This window comes from Aliiruegeria lutimaris, assembly GCF_900099935.1.
In the GTDB taxonomy this organism is placed as follows: domain Bacteria; phylum Pseudomonadota; class Alphaproteobacteria; order Rhodobacterales; family Rhodobacteraceae; genus Tropicimonas; species Tropicimonas lutimaris.
In genome coordinates, this window is sequence record NZ_FNEK01000093.1 from 1 (window position 1) to 16876 (window position 16876).

Sequence of the window (16876 nt, forward strand, 5' to 3'; positions counted from 1 at the left end):
TATGCCCTGACGCGCATGGTGCGGCTGCGGCCCTACCTCGATCACGGCATTCTGGAACTGGACAACAACACCGCAGAACGCGCCATGCGGTCCGTCGCAATTGGGCGCAAAAACTACCTGTTCGTCGGATCACAGACCGGCGGAAAGGCCGCCGCCATCGCCTACACACTGATCGAAACCGCCAAACTGAATGGCGTCGATCCGCAGGCATGGCTCGCCGACACACTCGCCCGTATCCCGGACTACAAGATCAATCGCGTCGATGATCTGCTACCTTGGAAAACTGCATCGTAGGGGCGGTCAGGCCGGACGCTTACATGTCGTCTGCATAGTTGGACGGAACAATTCTGGGAAATCGACTCTCCTTAGGGCCTACGAGCTCGCGCAGGGCAGCGAGAAGTTCGACTTGTCACGCGACCGCTTCGCCCAGGCGCCCGACGACCAGCCCTCCGAGGTGATCCTCCAGATCCATATTCCAGAGGGGATAGGCAATATCAGCGAGGAGTGGAAGGAGGAGCGAGACGACCTCCGCATCCTCACCAGCCGCTGGCAATGGTGGCCGCAGCACGTTGGGGACGGAAAACTCTTTCCGATCAGGCAGACCCACAGGCCCGGCCAAGACGCCTTCCGCCTCGGAGAATAAGCCTGCGCAGAAGTCGATGTCGCCGACTTCGAAAAAACCAGGAGTCAAGTCCAGCGACTATCGCACAGCCCGAAAACCGTATCGCGCCAAATGCCAAACAGAGACTCGCGCCATTCTGTGCGGCCATTTCGCCTGTGATTTCAAGTCTCTAGGGGCAGATCGCCTCGCATGTCGCGGGAATGCCGCCACAATATTGAAGGCATAAAATCGTTTAAAATCAATATGTTATTTGGTGGCGGAGGCGGTGGGATTCGAACCCACGGTACGCTTTCACGCACGCCGGTTTTCAAGACCGGTGCATTCGACCACTCTGCCACACCTCCGTCCGGAGTGCTCCGCATAGCCTCTTGAATGCGATTCTGAAACCCTTTCGACACGCTTTACGTGCCGAAAGTCGCCAATGATTCGCTCAGGACTTTTCCGAAGGGCTTCAAAGTTGTATAAACAATCCAAAGCAGCCGGAAACGAGCAGTCAATCGGCTATCCAAGCGTGAACATACACGCGGAAAAGGGGCGAAAATGGGCGGATACAGGCAGGTTCTCTTTATTGGTGCGTCGGTTCTGACATTGATCGTGTCGGGATGCATGGAAGGTTCGGACAAGGCCGGAGATGCGGCTGGCGAGGCCACGGCCTTTTCGGAACGTCCTTCCAGCAGCCGGCTTGTGGAGCGCGATGTCGAAGCGCCGGAAGTCTTCCAGACAACGGACCAGGGCCTTTGGGACGGGCGGCCTTCGCTCGGTGGAGTCTGGGTAGCGTATCCGGACGTGACGGATCCGGAGCGGGTGATCATCCGCAATGATGCGAACGGAAAGTTCGTGATCGGCGCGCTTTTCAAGCGCGAGCGTGACAATCCCGGCCCGAAACTCCAGGTGTCTTCCGACGCGGCGGCCGCACTCGACATGCTGGCCGGTGCGCCGACGACGCTGAACGTGACGGCGCTGCGCCGCGAGGAGCCCGCGCCGACTGCCGAGGTCAAGGAAGACAAGACGGCCGAGGTGGAAGCCGCTCCGAAAGAGGATGCTGCAACCGAGGCAACCATCGCAGGCGCCTCTGCCGCGATCGCGGCGGCAGAGGGCGATGGAGCGAGCGCGGACCTGGCTGAAACCGCAACGCAGGCAGCCGAGGCCGAGCCGAAAAAGCGCGGCTGGAATCCCTTCCGTCGCAAATCCGCCGAAACAACGGCAACCGAAGATGCCGTGGCCAGCGTGGCCGACACGGTCGAGACCGGCACCGCTGTTGCCGGGGTGACCGAAGCGGCGAATGAAGCCGTTACCGAAACGGCCGCCGAAGTCGTTGCCGCACCGGTCAAGACGAAGCGCGGTTGGAACCCCTTCAAGCGCAAGAACAGCGAGACCGTGATGCCGGCCTCGGCAACCGGGACCGCCGCGCTTGCAACTGGTGAAATCACCGCGTCCTCGCTCGACGGTACGCCGCGGGCAATCGCCGATGAAGCTGCGGCAGCCCCCGAGACACGCCAGACGATTTCGAAACTGGACAAGCCCTATGTCCAGATCGGCATCTTCTCGGTCGAGGACAATGCGAACAACACCGCCACGGCGATGCGGCAGAACGGCGTCGTGCCGCAGGTCTACAAGCAGGAAAGCTCCGGCAAGACCTTTTGGCGGGTTGTCGCCGGTCCGGTGAATTCCAAGGTGGACCGTACTGCGCTGCTCAAGAAAGTGAAGGGAATGGGCTTCGCTGATGCCTATCCTGTCGGTGGTTGATAAGTTAGACAGACGGCCATGATGCGAAAGTTTACCGCCCTCCTGATTCTGGCCGTCTGTTTTGTCGCTTCCGCAGCGCAGGCCGCCTTCGAAACCCGTGCTTCCGCCGCCTGGATCCTGGACCAGACGACGGGCACGGTGTTGCTGTCGAAAAACGCCGAGAAGCCGCTGCCGCCGGCCTCCATGTCCAAGCTGATGACGCTGAACATGCTGTTTGAAGCGCTGCATGATGGGCGTGTCACGCTGGAGACCCGCTTTTCGGTGTCGGACAAGGCCCAAAACATGGGCGGCTCCAAGATGTTCCTGACCACGAAAGACCGCCCGACGGTCGAAGAACTGGTGAAGGGGATTATCGTGCAGTCCGGCAATGACGCCTGCGTCGTCGTCGCCGAAGGGCTCGCCGGGAGCGAGGAAGGCTTCGCCCGCCTGATGAACGAACGCGCGCTCGCCATCGGCCTGCGGAACTCGGTTTTTGCCAATGCCTCTGGCTGGCCGCATCCGAACCATCGCATGTCGATGGAGGATCTCGGGATCCTCGCCAGCAGGCTGATCCGGGAATTCCCCGAATATTACGGTTACTTCGCCATGCCGGTTTTCGAGTTCGACGGCCGTGTGCCCTCGAACCATCGCAACCGGAACCCCCTTCTGACGCTGGGCATCGGGGCCGATGGCCTCAAGACGGGGCATACCGCCGAGGCGGGCTACGGGTTGGTCGGCTCGGCCGTGCAGGGCGACCGGAGGATCGTTTTCGTTATTACCGGGCTCGAAAGCGAAAAGGCCCGCGCCGAGGAGGCCGAGGCCGTCGTCAACTGGGCCTTCCGGCAGTTTGTGCAGAAAACCGTCGCGGAAAAGGGAACCCGGCTGGCCAGCGTGCCGGTCTGGATGGGATCACAGCAGCAGGTTGGAATGGTGCTGCCGGAGGATCTCGAACTGCTCGTGCCGGCCGTGGTGCGCGGCGAGGTGGAAGCCGAAATCAGCTATGAAACGCCGCTGCGCGCGCCCATCGCCGAGGGCCAGCAGATCGGGACGCTTCTCGTCAACCTGCCGGATCTGGAAGCGCGGGAGTTTCCCTTGACCGCCGAGCAGGCCGTATCCAGGGGCGGTTTCATTCCGCGTGTTCGGACTGCGGCGTATGTTCTGTTCCAGAAATTCTCGGGCTCTGCCCCGGGGCTCTGATGAAGGCGGAACGCGGGATCTTTATTACCTTTGAAGGCATTGATGGCTCCGGGAAGTCGACGCAGGCGCGCCGGCTGGCGGAGGCGCTGCGGGACGCTGGCCACGAGGTCGTTCTGACGCGCGAGCCCGGCGGCTCGGAGGGCGCGGAGCAGATCCGCTCGCTGGTTCTGGAGGGTGATCCGGACCGCTGGTCGCCGGAAACGGAGATCCTGCTCTTTACCGCCGCGCGCCGGGATCACCTCGAAAAGCGGATCTGGCCGGCGCTGGAGGAGGGCAAGATCGTTATCTCCGACCGTTTCGCCGACAGTACCCGCATGTATCAAGGGCTGAGCCGGGGCGATCTGCGAGAGCAGGTGGACGGCCTGCACGCGATGATGATCGGCACCGAACCCGATGTGACCTTTGTCATCGACATGGATCCCGGCGTCGGCCTTGCCCGCGCCAAGGGGCGGCAAGGCACGGAGGAACGTTTCGAGGATTTCGGCGAAGGTTTGCAACGGCAGATGCGGCAGGGCTTTCTGGACCTCGCCACCGAGCATCCCGAACGTTTCCTTGTCATCGATGGCGCGCGCGCGATGGACGAGGTTGCCGCCGACGTGCTGCGACTGGCCCTGGAACGCCTCTCGGAGGCCGGCGCCCGGCAGCCCGTCGAGGTGCAATGAGCCTGCCCGACGACATTCCCGAAGCTGACCGCCTTGAAGGCGCGCCGCATCCGCGCGAGACAGCGCGGCTGGTTGGACAAGAGGCGGCGGAGGCTGGCTTTCTCGAGGCTTTCAATTCCGGCCGCTTGCATCATGCCTGGCTCATCACCGGACCCAAGGGTGTCGGCAAGGCCACGCTGGCCTGGCGGCTCGCGCGCTTCCTGCTTGCCACGCCACCAGCTGAAGAAGACGGGCTTTTCGGCGCCCCGCCGCCGCCCGCCACGCTCGACATCGCGCCCGAGCACCCCGTCTTTCGCCGTACGCTTGCACTCTCCGAGCCAGGTCTGTTCCTGCTCCGCCGGCCGTGGGACGAGAAGGCGAAGCGACACAAGAAGGAAATCACTGTCGACGAGGCTCGCAAGCTGAAGGGCTTTTTCTCCATGTCCGCGACCGATGGCGGACACCGGGCGGTGATCATCGACTCGGCCGACGAGATGAACCCCTCGGCGGCTAACGCGGTGCTGAAGCTGCTCGAAGAGCCGCCCGCCCGCACGACGCTCTTTCTTGTCAGCCACCAGCCCTCGCGCCTGCTTCCGACGATCCGTTCCCGCTGCCGCACCCTGCGCTGCCGAACGCTCACCCCGCCCGAGCTGCAACAGTCGCTGGAAGCGGCGGGCACCGAGATTCCCGAAAGTGCCGACGCGCTGACCGCTCTGGCCGATGGCTCGGTCGGCGCCGCACACAGCCTGCTCAACAATGACGGGCTCGCGCTTTACACCGCGCTCGTCCGCCTGTTCGAGACCGCACCGACCATGGACCGGGAAATGGCGCTGGCCTTTGCCGAGAAATGCGGCGGGCGCGCCGGGGCAGGGACCGCCGAACAGGCCTTTGGCATGATCGACCTGTTCCTGACCCGTCTGGCGCGCACCGGTGCGCTTGGCCCGCCGGCGCCCGAAGCCGCCCGGGGCGAGGCGGCGCTCCTGTCCAGACTTTGCCCGAATGTCAGTGCCGCGCGCCATTGGGCGACACTTCATCAATCGTTGGGCGAACGCAGTCGTCATGGGTTGGCGGTCAACCTTGACCCTTCCGCCTTGCTGCTTGATACCGTGCTCAAGATAAATGCGGGGGCAGGAGGAGTCGTGCCCGCGCCAGCCTGAGCCGAGCAGCAGATGTCCCTACCCCAAATCGTCGACAGCCATTGTCACCTGGATTTTCCGGATTTCGATGGCCAGCACGCCGAAATCGTCGCCCGCGCCGCCGAAGCGGGCGTGACCCGCATGGTGACGATCTGCACGCGGCTGCGGCAGGAACCGCAGGTCCGCGCCCTTGCCGAAGCCCATGCTCCTGTCTTTTACGCCGCCGGAACACATCCGATGAGCGTTGCCGAAGAGCCGCTGGCCTCGGTCGAGGAGCTTGTTTCTCTCGCAGTACATCCGAAATTCGTCGGTATCGGCGAGACGGGGCTCGACTATCACTACACGGCCGAAAGCAAATCGGTGCAGCAAGAGAGCCTGCGCATCCACGTCGAGGCAGCGCGGCAGACCGGCCTGCCGCTCATCATCCACGCGCGCGACGCCGATGACGACATGGCCCGTATCCTTTCGGAAGAGCACGCTGCAGGCGCTTACGCTTGCGTCATGCATTGCTTCAGCTCGACTGCCGCGCTGGCCGAGGTCGCGCTTGGGCTGGGCTTCTACCTCTCGATGTCCGGCATCGCCGCCTTCCCGCGTTCCAAGGAACTACGCGAGATATTCGCCGCCGCCCCGGTGGAGCGGATCCTGGTCGAGACGGACTCGCCCTATCTCGCACCGCCGCCCCATCGCGGCAAGCGCAACGAGCCCGCCTACACGGCCCACACGGCACGTGTCGGCGCCGAGGTTTTCGACATGGCGTACGAAGACTTCGCTCGGCAGACGAGCGCCAATTTCGACCGGCTCTTTTCCAAGGCCGCCGCCTGGACGAGTGCCGCCTGATGGCCGAGCTGCGCTTCACCATTCTCGGCTGCGGCTCCTCCGGCGGCGTGCCGCGGGTGGGCGGCTTGTGGGGGGCATGCGACCCGAACAATCCCAAGAACAGCCGCCAGCGCTGTTCGCTGCTGGTCGAGCGTTTTGACGGCGAGGATGTGACGCGGGTGCTGATCGACACCTCGCCCGATCTGCGCAACCAACTGCTGACTGCCGGCGTGGGCGAGGTCGATGCGGTGGTCTATACCCATGACCATGCCGACCACACCCATGGTATCGACGATCTGCGGATGATCGTCTTTGTCCGCAAGGCGCGGCTACCGGTCTGGGCCAATCCGACAACGCAGAAAGGCCTGATCGGGCGTTTCGGCTATGCGTTCGTGCAACCCGAGGGGTCGGACTACCCGCCGATCCTCGATCTGCACACGATCAAGGGACCGGTGACGATCGACGGGGCAGGGGGGGCGGTCACGCTGACGCCTCTCGAAGTCCAGCATGGCAATATCCGCGCCCTGGGCTTCCGCATCGCGGATCTTGTCTACATGCCGGATGTGAATGAGATTCCGGAAAGCGTTTGGCCTCAGCTGGAAGGGCTCGATTGCTGGATCATCGATGCGCTGCGCTACAAGCCGCATCCGAGCCACGCCCATCTGGCACAGGCGCTGGAATGGATCGCTCGTGCCGCCCCGCGCCGCGCGGTCGTCACCAACCTGCATATCGACATGGACTACGCCACGGTCGAGGCGGAGACCCCGGCGCATGTCACCCCCGCCTATGATGGCATGACCATCAATTACAAGGTTTAGACGATGCTCGGATTGTTCACCGCCATCCTGCCGGTCTTTGTCGTGGTCGGCTTCGGCTATCTGGCGGTGCGCAAGAAGCTCTTTCCCGACAGCGCCGTCGATGGGCTGATGCTGTTCGCACAGGGTTTTGCGCTGCCGGCACTGCTTTTCCGGGCGATGTCGACGCTGGACCTGTCGACACTCTCCGTGGACCTGTTCCTGAGCTATTATGGCGGCGCGACCGCTTCCTTTTTCATGGCGCTTCTGGGCGCGCGGTATTTCTTTCGGCGCCCATGGGAGGACAGCATCGCCATCGGTTTCTGCGGCCTGTTCGCCAACGGGTTGTTGCTCGGCGTGCCGGTGACGCAGCAGGCCTTTGGCCGGGACGCCACCGTGGCCAATTTCGCGATCATCTCGGTGAACTCGATCTACTGCTACGGAATCGGCATCACGCTGATGGAGATCACACTTGCCCGCAAAACCGGCGCCAGCCTGAGCGAACTGCCCGGCAAGGTGCTTCGGGGCATGTTCCGCAACAACCTAATCCTCGGGATCATTGCCGGCCTTGCCGTCAACCTGTCAGGGGTGACGTTGCCGGGTTTCTTCACCGAAGCGCTCGACCTGATGGCCCGTGCGGCCCTGCCGGCAGCGCTCTTCGGCCTCGGCGGTGTGCTCTGCCATTACCGCCCCGAGGGTGATTTTCGGACCATCGCCTGGGTCGTGACCGCCTCCCTTGTCCTGCATCCGGCGGTGACCTGGCTCATCGGAACCAACCTGCATCTCGAAGAAGGTGCCTTCCGGTCCTCCATGGTCATGGCCGCGATGGCGCCGGGTGTGAACGCCTATATTTTCGCCAACATCTACGGCGTCGCAAGGCGTGTCGCGGCTTCCTCGGTTCTGATTGGAACCGCGCTGTCACTGGTGACGAGTTGGGCCTGGCTGACCTTGCTGCACTAGTTCTTGACTCGTCTGGACGCGGGACCTAGCGGCTTTCCTGAGGTTGCGGCCGGTCGAGGGCGCGCGCCCTTGGCGCGCGATACGATCCTTTGGATCGTGCCTTCGGCGAGGATATTTGAAGAAAGATGACGGGATTTCAGTTTGTTCATCCTCTTTCGGGAAAAATCCTGGGGGGAGGCGCGGCTTGCCGAGACGGGGGGCAACGCCGCCATTTGGTTCTCATATTCGGACTGGACTGGAATGCTCTAGCTGTTCGTTCCGGTCAGCCCGGCGATATACCGCGCAAACGCTCCGAGCGTCGCCGCAACAGTTCCACCGTTGTCAGGAGCGCGATGGAGACGATCACGAGGATCGTTGCGACCGACAGGATCGCCGGTGAAATCTGTTCGCGGATACCGTTCCACATCTGCCGCGGAATGGTCTGTTGGTCATAGGCGGCGACGAAGAGGACGACTACAACCTCGTCGAAAGACGTCACGAAGGCGAAGAGCGCGCCCGAGATAACGCCGGGCAGGATCAGCGGCATGGTGATCTTGAAAAACGTGGTCGTGGGGTTGGCGCCGAGTGAGGCCGCGGCCTGGTTGAGCGTCTTGTCGAATCCGACCAGCGTAGCCGTGACCGTGATGATGACGAAGGGAATACCAAGCGTCGCGTGTGCCATTATGATGCCGAGATAGGTATTGGCAAGCCCTGTGGCCGAGTAGAAGAAGAACAGCCCCGTCGCGGTGATGATGATCGGCACGATCATCGGCGAGATCAGGATGGCCATGATGACCCGCCGGAACGGCATTTCCGGACGCGACAGGCCGAGCGCGGCGAGGGTTCCAAGGAAAGTAGCTAGCAGGGTCGAGAAGAAACCGATGATGACAGAGTTCTTGGCGGCGTTCACCCAGGCGGCATTTTGCCAGACATCGGACCACCAGGCGGCATCCCGAACGGCGTCGGGTTTTCCCATGCCGAATGTCAGCAGGAGGTCGTACCAACGCGTGGAATAGCCCGTCGGGTCGAAGCTGAGCATTTTCTCGGTGAAGGTGAAATAGGGCTCGGCGTTGAAGCTGAGTGGGATCACGATCAGGATCGGCGCGATCAGGAACAGAAAGATCAGCGCGCAGATTGCGCGGTAGACGTAGTACCAGAGGCGCTCGAGCGGGCTGGCGTATGTCGGCAGGGCCATGTGCGCGTTCCTTATCCGAGCTTGAGGTTGTCGATGCCGATCAGGCGATCGTAGAGCCAGTAGAGCAGCAGGACCGCGAAGAGCAGCAGCGAAGCCAGCGCAGCGGCAAGCGACCAGTTGAGCGAGTTCTGCATGTGGAAGGCGATCAGGTTCGAGATCAGCTGGCCGGTGGAACCACCGACAAGGGCCGGCGTGATGTAATATCCGACCGCGAGAATGAAGACGAGAAGCCCGCCGGCGCCGATCCCAGGAATGGTTTGCGGCATGTAGATCCGGCGGAAAGCGGTCCAGGATGTGGCGCCGAGCGAACGGGCGGCCCGGACGTAGCTCGGGTCGATCGGGCGCATGACCGAGTAGAGCGGCAGCACCATGAAGGGCAGCAGGATATGGGTCATGGCGATGATCGTGCCGGCCTGATTGTAGATCATCTGCAGCCGGTTTTCATCGGAGATTAGGCCGACCGAGACCCAGATGTCGTTCACCACGCCCTGGCTCTGCAGCAGCACGATCCAGGAGGTTGTTCGTACCAGTAGCGATGTCCAGAAGGGCAGGAGCACGAAGATCATCAGCAGGTTGGAATGCCTGAGCGGCAGCGTGGCCAGCAGATGGGCGATCGGAAAACCCAGCAGGAATGTTATGAAGGTGATGAGCGCCGACATGACCAGCGTGCGTTCGAAGAGAAGAATGTAGACCGCGCGTTCCTCGTCGGCCTTGATGATATTGCCGCTATCGTCTCGGGTTCGGTCGAGCGCGGAGAGATAGAAATCGATTGTGAAGGCCTTGGAGGCATTGCGCATCGAGTTCCAGAGCTTGGGGTCGTCCCAATCCTTGTCGACGTCCAGCACCGCCTCCTTGTAGGGCGGTTCGAGCTTGTCCGCCTTGCGGGCCGTCTTGGTAAAGAGCGAACGGGAGCCGGAGACCTCGTAGTTGATCCGCGTGCCGATCTGTCCCTGCGCCTTGACCTCCTTGGCATGGACCAGCCCGGTGACCAGTGCGGCATAGGCGGCTTCGTCGGGCCCGGTTCCGGCCGGGTGGGCGTCGAACCAAGCGCGCAGATCGACCATGAGCGGGATCTTTTCGCCAGTGTCCCGGTCCTGCCAGGAATAGAAGGCCGGGTTGTTGACCGACTTCGTCAGCAACTGGCCGATGGGCATCAAAAAGGTGATCACAACAAAAAATAGCAGCGGCGCCACGAGATAGAAGGCGCGGCGCGTGCGATGTGCCTGGGCAGAGGCGAGCGCAGCCTTGAGCGGCTTGCCATCGGCTGTGGTCAGCGGGCCGCTCTGGACGGAGTCGTGCGAGGCGTCGGACATGGTGTCTTTCCGGCAGGAGCTACAGCGCGCGGGGCGCGCCCGGGGCTGCCCCGGCATGATACCGGGGCAGCCGGGTACGATTTACTTGGCGAGCCAGGCGTTGAAGCGCTCGTTCAAATCGGTGTTGCGGTCGGCCCAGAACTCGAAATTCGAGGGCAGGGCATTGACGAGATTGTCAGCCGAGGTCGGCATATGCGGACCCATCTCGGTCTTGCCGTCCTGGTAGAGGCCGACGAGCGGACCGGAAGATTTCCGGGCCGGACCGTAGGAGATCCACTTGGCCTGCTCGGCGAGCTGCTCGGTCTCGGTGGCGAAGACAAGGAACTCGAGTGCCCTTTCGAGATTCGGCGCGCCTTTCGGAATGGCGTAACCGTCATACTCGTAAACCTGGCCGTCGAAGACGGAACCGAAGGGCTGGCCCTCGCCAACGGCGGCGTTGAAGATCCGGCCATTATAGGCGGTGGTCATGGAGACCTCGCCATCGGCCAGAAGCTGCGGCGGCTGGGCGCCGGCTTCCCACCAGACAACACTGTCCTTTATGGTGTCGAGCTTGGCAAAGGCACGGTCGACGCCCTCATCGGTCTCCAGCAGGTCATAAACCTCGCCTGCAGGCACGCCATCGGCCATCAGTGCCATTTCAAGGTTCGCCTTGGCGGACTTGCGCAGTCCGCGCTTGCCCGGGAATTTCTCCAGATCGTAGAAATCGGCGATGGTGGTCGGCGCCATGTCTGCGAACTTTTCCATGTCATAGGCGTACATGGTCGAGAACACGATGGTGGTCACGAGGCAGTCGGTCACGGCACCCGGCAGGAAGTCGTCCATGGCCGGCGTTCCGTCGGAACCGGCCGGCAGGATCGAGGGATCGATCTCTTCCAGCAGGCCTTCGTCGCACAGACGCACGGCGTCCGCATACTCCACGTCGACGACGTCGACGGTCACGTTGCCGGCCTCGACCTGGGCCTTGATCGGGGTCGCCGGGTTGTCGGCGTCCACCGAGATGACCTTGATGCCGGTCTTTTCCATGAACGGCTTGTGATAGGCCTCGATCTGAGATTTGCCATAGGCTCCTCCCCAGCTCATGACGGTGATTTCTTCGGCTGCTGCCGAGAAAGCAAACCCCGCCAGGGCTGTGGTTAGGATGAGTGTCTTTTTCATGGTTTTCTCCCTGTCTGACACTTGGGTTTTTACGCGCAGTTGTTCCGCGCTTTTCCGAGTCTTAAAAACGGTTCAGATGGCGCTGTTTTTTTCCAGCGCGCGGGCGTCCTGCATATGCCAGGAAATCGGGATTTTCTCGCCCGGTTCCAGGCGCCGCTGGCCCAACATGTTCCGGCACTTCATCACGAAATCATCATGCCCGGCCACACGGAGCCGGGTGCGGAACGTGTCGCCCATGTAGATGAATTCGAGCACCTCGGCCTCGATCGTGTGGGCGCCCTTGTCGAAGAATTCCGGCTTGAACTCCACCCGTTCGGGACGCACGGAAACCAGCGTTTCCTGCCCGACCTTGGTCACGTTTACCGGGGTGGCGTCGATCAGTTCGCCCGTCTTCAAGCGGACAAGCGCCTTGTTGTCATGGATCTCCTCGATCCGGCCCTCAAGCTTGTTGTTCTCGCCGATGAAGCCGGCCACGAAGGCGTTCTGTGGCCGTTCGTAAAGCTCGTCTGGCGGGGCAAGTTGCTGGATCCTGCCATCGTTGAACACGGCCACCCGGTCCGACATGGTCAGCGCCTCGGACTGGTCGTGGGTTACGTAGACGACGGTGATGCCGAGGCTTTCGTGCAGATGCTTGATTTCGAACTGCATGTGTTCGCGCAACTGCTTGTCCAGCGCCCCGAGCGGTTCGTCCATCAGCACCAGCTTTGGTTCGAAAACAAGGGCGCGCGCCAGCGCGATCCGCTGTTTCTGGCCACCGGAGAGTTGGGCCGGGCGGCGGGCGGCAAAGGACCCCATCTGGACCATGTCGAGCGCGCGCCGGACTTTCTCCTCGCGCTCGGACTTGCCCATGCCACGCACTTCCAGCGGGAAGGAGAGGTTCTCACCCACCGTCATATGCGGGAAGAGCGCGTAGTTCTGGAACACCATGCCAATGCCGCGTTTGTGCGGTGGGATGTTGTTGATCGGTTGGTCGTCCAGCAGGATCTCGCCATGGGTGGCGGTCTCGAACCCGGCCAGCATCATCAGGCAGGTGGTCTTGCCTGAGCCTGATGGGCCCAGCATCGTCAGAAACTCGCCCTTGGGCATCTTCAGGTTGAGGTCTTTTACAACCAGCGTTTCGCCGTCGTAGCTCTTCTGGACGCCGCGGAACTCCACGAAGGAGGCAACGTTTGCATCTGCTGTCTCGGTCAAGGCAGCTCCTGTTGGTCTGTTGGTGCGCTTGTTGGTCGCGCACCTATTGACCAGAACTAAAACAAGCGTTTTGGGGCTTGGCAATGCCCTTTTATGGTCAAAATGCTGTTGGATTCATCAAACGCCCCATGTTTCAGCGCCAGCTTGTCGAGGGTTGCCCAGTAAATTTGCGGTTCTTGTCAGAGGGCTAGCGGGCAAAAAAAGCAAGGCGTGAAACTTTCACAACCCAGATCGCGGTGTGAAGAAATCTTCTTTCATTCCCTAGGATTACCTAGCGGCAACCGAGAAGGGATTCGGCCAGCCCGGCGATCAGGCTGCGGTAGAAATCTGCCCCCGGTTCCAGTGCCGAGCCCATCGGATCCAGCACCGTGGTCCGGATCCCGGAACCGCCGGCGACGGTTTTGATCAAAGACGGGCTGAATTGCGGTTCGGCCGCGATGCAGGATACACCGCTGTCCCGCACGAGGTCGCGAATGCTGGCAACCCGTGCCGCACCCGGATCTGTCGCGTCGCCAAGCGATATCGCCCCGAGTGCCGGCAGGTCGAAACGCTGCTCGAAATACTGGTAGGCGTCGTGGAAGACGACGAAGGGAACCCCGTGCATCGGCTCAAGGCGTTCGGAAACCTCCTCCGTGAGGGCTTCCAGCCCGGCAATGGCCGCCTCGGCATTCGCGGCATATTGTGCGGCATTCTCCGGATCCGTTTCGGCCAGGGTCCGTGCGATCAGCCCTGTCCACGCGATGGCGTTCTGCGGGTCCAGCCAGGCATGCGGATCGACACCATCGTGATCGTGCTCAGCGTCTTCGTCGTGATGGTCCGGTTGACCGGTTTGCGAATGCGCCTCGTCATGGGCGTCGTGACCACCCAGATCGGCTCCCTCCCGGAACTGCAGGGTGGTGGTCTCCGGCGCGGCCAGCAATTCGACGATATGAGCCCCTCTGGCCAGCGTTTCCAGTGGCGCGTCGAGCCAGGGTGTCAACGGTTCGCCAATCCAGAAGACAATATCGGCCCGTTCCAGCGCGCGCGCCTCGGAGGGGCGCAGGGAATACCCATGCGGCGAGGCGCCCGGCGGCAATATCAGATCCGGCGTGGCCAAGTCTCCCATGACCTGCGCCACAAGGGAATGTACGGGAGCGATATCCGTCGCAACATTCGGCACGTCGGCAAGGGCACTGGAACAGAACGCGATTGCAGCGGCCGTGCCGGTCAGGATAGTCAGGCGCATCCGGAAACCTTTCATTTTCGGTGCACATGTCGTATGTGTTATGTTATAACACATCAAGTGAAATCGGAATCCAGATGTCATCTTCCGCAGATCCAGAAGAAACCCTTGGTTTCGTTCGGCATGATCATGCCCGTTGCGTGGCGACGGCGATCCGCGCCGCCGAGAGGCATTGCGCCGATGCGGGGCTGCGCTTCACCGCGGTACGCCGGCGCGCGCTGGAGATCCTGCTGGAAGAACATAAGGCGATGGGCGCCTACGAGGTGCTGGAACGCCTGCAAAGCGAAGGGCTGGGCGCGCAGCCGCCAGCCGCCTATCGCGCACTCGATTTCCTGGTGGCGAACGGGTTTGCCCACAGGATCGAACGGCTGAACGCCTTCGTTGCCTGCAGCCTTCCCGGTGAAAACCACGTGCCGGCCTTTCTTATCTGCCGGAACTGCCGAAAGGTGGCCGAAACCACGGCGCTGCCAAGCGCAGGCATTCCGGAAATCGTTGCCGGCGCGACCGGGTTCCGGATCGAACGCATGTTGATCGAGGCCGAAGGCTGCTGCGCCGACTGCCAGGAAGAACGCGAGCCATGACAGATACATCCCCTCTGATCGAAGCCGAAGGGCTGGAGGTCAAGCGCGGCGCGCATGTCGCCTTGCGGAACGTCGATTTCTCGATCCGTCCCGGCGAGATCGTGACCATTGTCGGACCGAACGGTTCCGGAAAATCGACCCTTCTGCGTGCCCTGATAGGTGCCATCCAGCCAAGCGCGGGCACGATCCGGCGCAAGCCGGGGCTACGCATCGGGTACGTGCCGCAGAGCCTGCATGTCGAGCCAGGCCTGCCGCTGACGGTTGCGCGGTTTCTCAAGCTGCCGACCCGGCATTCGAAGAAGGCCATCAAGGATGCGCTCGAATATGCGGGGTTGCCCGACTTGCATGACCGACAGATGTCGGTGCTCTCCGGCGGGCAGTTCCAGCGAGTCTTGCTGGCCCGCGCCCTGCTCGAAAAGCCCGATATCCTGATGCTGGACGAGCCCACGCAAGGGCTCGACCAGCGCGGCTCGGCCGAATTCTATCGACAGATCGAAGCGGTACGCCGCGAGTTGAACTGTGCCGTGCTCATGGTCAGCCACGAATTGCACGTCGTCATGAGCGCCTCGGACCGGGTGATCTGTCTGAATGGCCATGTCTGCTGTTCCGGCACGCCCGAGATCGTGGCCACTGCGCCGGAATACCGGGCGCTGTTCGGAACCGGCACCAAGGGCGCGTTGGCACTCTACCGTCACACTCATGATCACGCGCATGACCACGACCACCCACAGCTGGATCACCACCACGAGGACCACGCAATCTGATGCTGGACGATTTCATGATCCGCGCCGCGCTGGCCGGGATCGGCACGGCGATTGCCGCGGCACCTCTGGGTTGTTTCGTGGTCTGGCGGCGAATGGCCTATTTCGGTGACGCCACGGCCCATGCCGCCATCCTCGGCGTGGCATTGGCGCTTGCCTTGCAGATCCCGGTCTTCGGCGGCGTGCTGGCCACTGCGCTGGCCATGGGGTTGATCGTACATTCGCTTTCCGGTCGCGGCTTTGCCACCGACACGCTGCTTGGGGTGCTCGCCCATTCCGCGCTGGCCTTCGGCTTGGTTGCCGTGTCCTTTCTCAGCGGTGTGCGGGTAGACCTGATGGGCTACCTTTTCGGAGACATCCTCGCTGTCAGCGTCCCGGATCTCGCCATCATCTGGGGTGGGGCCGCGGCGATCCTGTTGCTGGTCCTGCGCCGCTGGTCGTCGCTTCTGACTTCCACCATCAGCCCGGATCTCGCCACCTCCAGCGGGATAGACCCGCGGCGGGAACAGATGATCCTGACCCTTGCCCTCGCCCTGACCATCGCCATCGCGATCAAGGTGGTGGGCGTGTTGTTGATCTCCGCCCTGCTCGTCATCCCCGCCGCCACGGCCCGCTCGCTCTCCCGAGGCCCCGAAACGATGGCGCTGCTGGCCGGCGTGCTGGGCAGCCTCTCGGCACTCGGGGGGCTCGCGCTTTCCTACCGGGCCGACACACCCACGGGCCCCTCGATTGTCTGCGTCGCGGCGGTGTTTTTCCTGCTCTCGCTGATGGTGTCGGCGGCGCGGCGCTAAGCGGGTCACAGGACAATTTCAGAAACTTGAATATTACGTCCAGAACCCTCATGTTGCGCAGGAAACGCGACGAACCTCGCGATATGACCAAGGAGTCCTGAAAGATGACGCTCGACCGTGCCGTGCTGGCTTTTGCCGGAGTGATGATCCTTCTGAGCGTTCTGCTCACCGTTCTCGTGCACCCGCTCTGGGTGTGGTTCACCGTCTTCATCGGCGTGAACATGATCCAGTCGGCCTTTACCGGCTTCTGCCCGGCCGCGATGATCTTCAAGGCCTTTGGCCTGAAGGAAGGCTGCGCCTTCAAGTGACGCATCCGGCTCCGGAATGCCCAGGTCCTCACCCGAAACGGCCTGTCCGCCCGATCGGTGTTTCGGTCCCGTAAGCCAACCTTGGCCAGACATTATCAAATGTCTGGCTGCCACTTGCGCAGCGTTGGAAAGTCCCCGGTCCCCTGCTTTGCGACAAGAGCGGACAACTTCATGCCATCCTTGATCGAAGGGAGGCTGACCTGGGGCAGTGTCGACTTCAATGGCACGTTCTCAAACGCTTTTCGGCGCAATTCTCCGGGGTGCCAGGTTTTCGCGCCCCCATCGCGCCGACCTCCTCGTTCCCGCAAAATCCCTAAAATGCGTCGCAACAGGGCGAAGTTAGAGAAATCTTGAGACGTGTTGGGTGACAACCGGCTTCGAATCTACAGCGGAGCCCCTAGAGCGTTTCGCGGCCTATCTGATTCAGGCTTCCCAGATTGGTTGTGATGTGATTCCCTTCTGTTGAGGCAGATATAGGGGTCTCAGATG

At 62.3% G+C, this 16876-nt stretch carries 18 protein-coding genes and 1 tRNA gene; 13 read left to right on the forward strand and 6 right to left on the reverse strand.

Going from position 1 to position 16876, the window contains the following annotated elements:
* Together BLR85_RS24960 and BLR85_RS24965 are read left to right on the forward strand one after the other, a co-directional pair.
* Positions 1-294: transposase domain-containing protein (locus tag BLR85_RS24960; RefSeq protein ID WP_139188546.1), on the forward strand; the 294-nt coding region annotated here is incomplete at its 5' end.
* A 112-nt stretch (positions 295-406) separates the two neighbouring features.
* Positions 407-643 carry a hypothetical protein gene (locus tag BLR85_RS24965; RefSeq protein WP_093163854.1) on the forward strand — a complete coding sequence of 79 codons (237 nt, stop codon included), beginning with the start codon at positions 407-409 and terminating at the stop codon, positions 641-643.
* A gap of 233 nt (positions 644-876) precedes the next feature.
* Here BLR85_RS24965 and BLR85_RS24970 read toward each other — a convergent pair.
* Positions 877-966, reverse strand: a tRNA-Ser gene (locus tag BLR85_RS24970).
* A gap of 196 nt (positions 967-1162) precedes the next feature.
* Between BLR85_RS24970 and BLR85_RS30615 the strand changes: the two genes are divergently transcribed.
* Genes BLR85_RS30615 through BLR85_RS25005 form a run of 7 tightly spaced genes read left to right on the forward strand, consistent with a single transcriptional unit; the run spans position 1163 to position 7891 of the window.
* Entirely contained in the window at positions 1163-2368 is a 1206-nt protein-coding gene (locus BLR85_RS30615) for an SPOR domain-containing protein (RefSeq protein WP_093163856.1), read from the forward strand.
* Between the two features lie 21 nt (positions 2369-2389).
* Positions 2390-3544 carry a D-alanyl-D-alanine carboxypeptidase family protein gene (locus BLR85_RS24980; RefSeq protein WP_093163896.1) on the forward strand — a complete coding sequence of 385 codons (1155 nt, stop codon included), beginning with the start codon at positions 2390-2392 and terminating at the stop codon, positions 3542-3544.
* Positions 3544-4206 carry a dTMP kinase gene (gene tmk / locus BLR85_RS24985; RefSeq protein ID WP_093163858.1) on the forward strand — a complete coding sequence of 221 codons (663 nt, stop codon included), beginning with the start codon at positions 3544-3546 and terminating at the stop codon, positions 4204-4206. The genes BLR85_RS24980 and tmk overlap by 1 nt, the downstream gene beginning before the upstream one ends.
* Positions 4203-5342: a DNA polymerase III subunit delta' gene (locus tag BLR85_RS24990; RefSeq protein WP_093163860.1), complete on the forward strand. Its 1140-nt coding sequence runs from the start codon at positions 4203-4205 to the stop codon at positions 5340-5342. The genes tmk and BLR85_RS24990 overlap by 4 nt, the downstream gene beginning before the upstream one ends.
* 12 nt (positions 5343-5354) lie before the next feature.
* Positions 5355-6158: a TatD family hydrolase gene (locus tag BLR85_RS24995; RefSeq protein ID WP_093163862.1), complete on the forward strand. Its 804-nt coding sequence runs from the start codon at positions 5355-5357 to the stop codon at positions 6156-6158.
* Positions 6158-6955 carry an MBL fold metallo-hydrolase gene (locus BLR85_RS25000; protein WP_093163865.1) on the forward strand — a complete coding sequence of 266 codons (798 nt, stop codon included), beginning with the start codon at positions 6158-6160 and terminating at the stop codon, positions 6953-6955. Before BLR85_RS24995 ends, BLR85_RS25000 begins: the two co-directional genes overlap by 1 nt.
* Before the next feature lie 3 nt (positions 6956-6958).
* A complete protein-coding gene (locus BLR85_RS25005) occupies positions 6959-7891 on the forward strand; it encodes an AEC family transporter (protein WP_093163868.1) in 933 nt (310 codons plus the stop codon).
* 262 nt (positions 7892-8153) lie between these two features.
* Here the strand turns inward: BLR85_RS25005 and BLR85_RS25010 are convergent, their stop codons facing one another.
* From BLR85_RS25010 to BLR85_RS25030, 5 genes are all read right to left on the reverse strand, one after another.
* Complete coding sequence (locus tag BLR85_RS25010; protein ID WP_093163870.1) at positions 8154-9065, reverse strand: ABC transporter permease; 912 nt, start codon at positions 9063-9065, stop codon at positions 8154-8156.
* Positions 9066-9076: 11 nt separating this feature from the next.
* Positions 9077-10378: an ABC transporter permease gene (locus BLR85_RS25015; protein ID WP_093163873.1), complete on the reverse strand. Its 1302-nt coding sequence runs from the start codon at positions 10376-10378 to the stop codon at positions 9077-9079.
* Positions 10379-10459: 81 nt separating this feature from the next.
* Positions 10460-11533 carry an ABC transporter substrate-binding protein gene (locus BLR85_RS25020; RefSeq protein WP_093163876.1) on the reverse strand — a complete coding sequence of 358 codons (1074 nt, stop codon included), beginning with the start codon at positions 11531-11533 and terminating at the stop codon, positions 10460-10462.
* A 72-nt stretch (positions 11534-11605) separates the two neighbouring features.
* Complete coding sequence (locus tag BLR85_RS25025) at positions 11606-12724, reverse strand: ABC transporter ATP-binding protein (protein WP_093163879.1); 1119 nt, start codon at positions 12722-12724, stop codon at positions 11606-11608.
* A gap of 271 nt (positions 12725-12995) precedes the next feature.
* Complete coding sequence (locus BLR85_RS25030; RefSeq protein ID WP_093163882.1) at positions 12996-13949, reverse strand: zinc ABC transporter substrate-binding protein; 954 nt, start codon at positions 13947-13949, stop codon at positions 12996-12998.
* 74 nt (positions 13950-14023) lie between these two features.
* On the opposite strand from BLR85_RS25030, the gene BLR85_RS25035 reads away from it, so the two are divergent.
* From BLR85_RS25035 to BLR85_RS25050, 4 genes are all read left to right on the forward strand, one after another.
* The gene (locus BLR85_RS25035) at positions 14024-14527 is read left to right on the forward strand and encodes a Fur family transcriptional regulator (protein ID WP_093163885.1); all 504 of its coding nucleotides are present in this window, start codon (positions 14024-14026) and stop codon (positions 14525-14527) included.
* Entirely contained in the window at positions 14524-15291 is a 768-nt protein-coding gene (locus BLR85_RS25040; protein WP_093163888.1) for a metal ABC transporter ATP-binding protein, read from the forward strand. Before BLR85_RS25035 ends, BLR85_RS25040 begins: the two co-directional genes overlap by 4 nt.
* Complete coding sequence (locus BLR85_RS25045) at positions 15291-16079, forward strand: metal ABC transporter permease (RefSeq protein ID WP_093163891.1); 789 nt, start codon at positions 15291-15293, stop codon at positions 16077-16079. The genes BLR85_RS25040 and BLR85_RS25045 overlap by 1 nt, the downstream gene beginning before the upstream one ends.
* Positions 16080-16183: 104 nt before the next feature.
* A complete protein-coding gene (locus tag BLR85_RS25050; RefSeq protein ID WP_093163894.1) occupies positions 16184-16387 on the forward strand; it encodes a YgaP family membrane protein in 204 nt (67 codons plus the stop codon).
* Positions 16388-16876 lie beyond the last annotated feature (489 nt).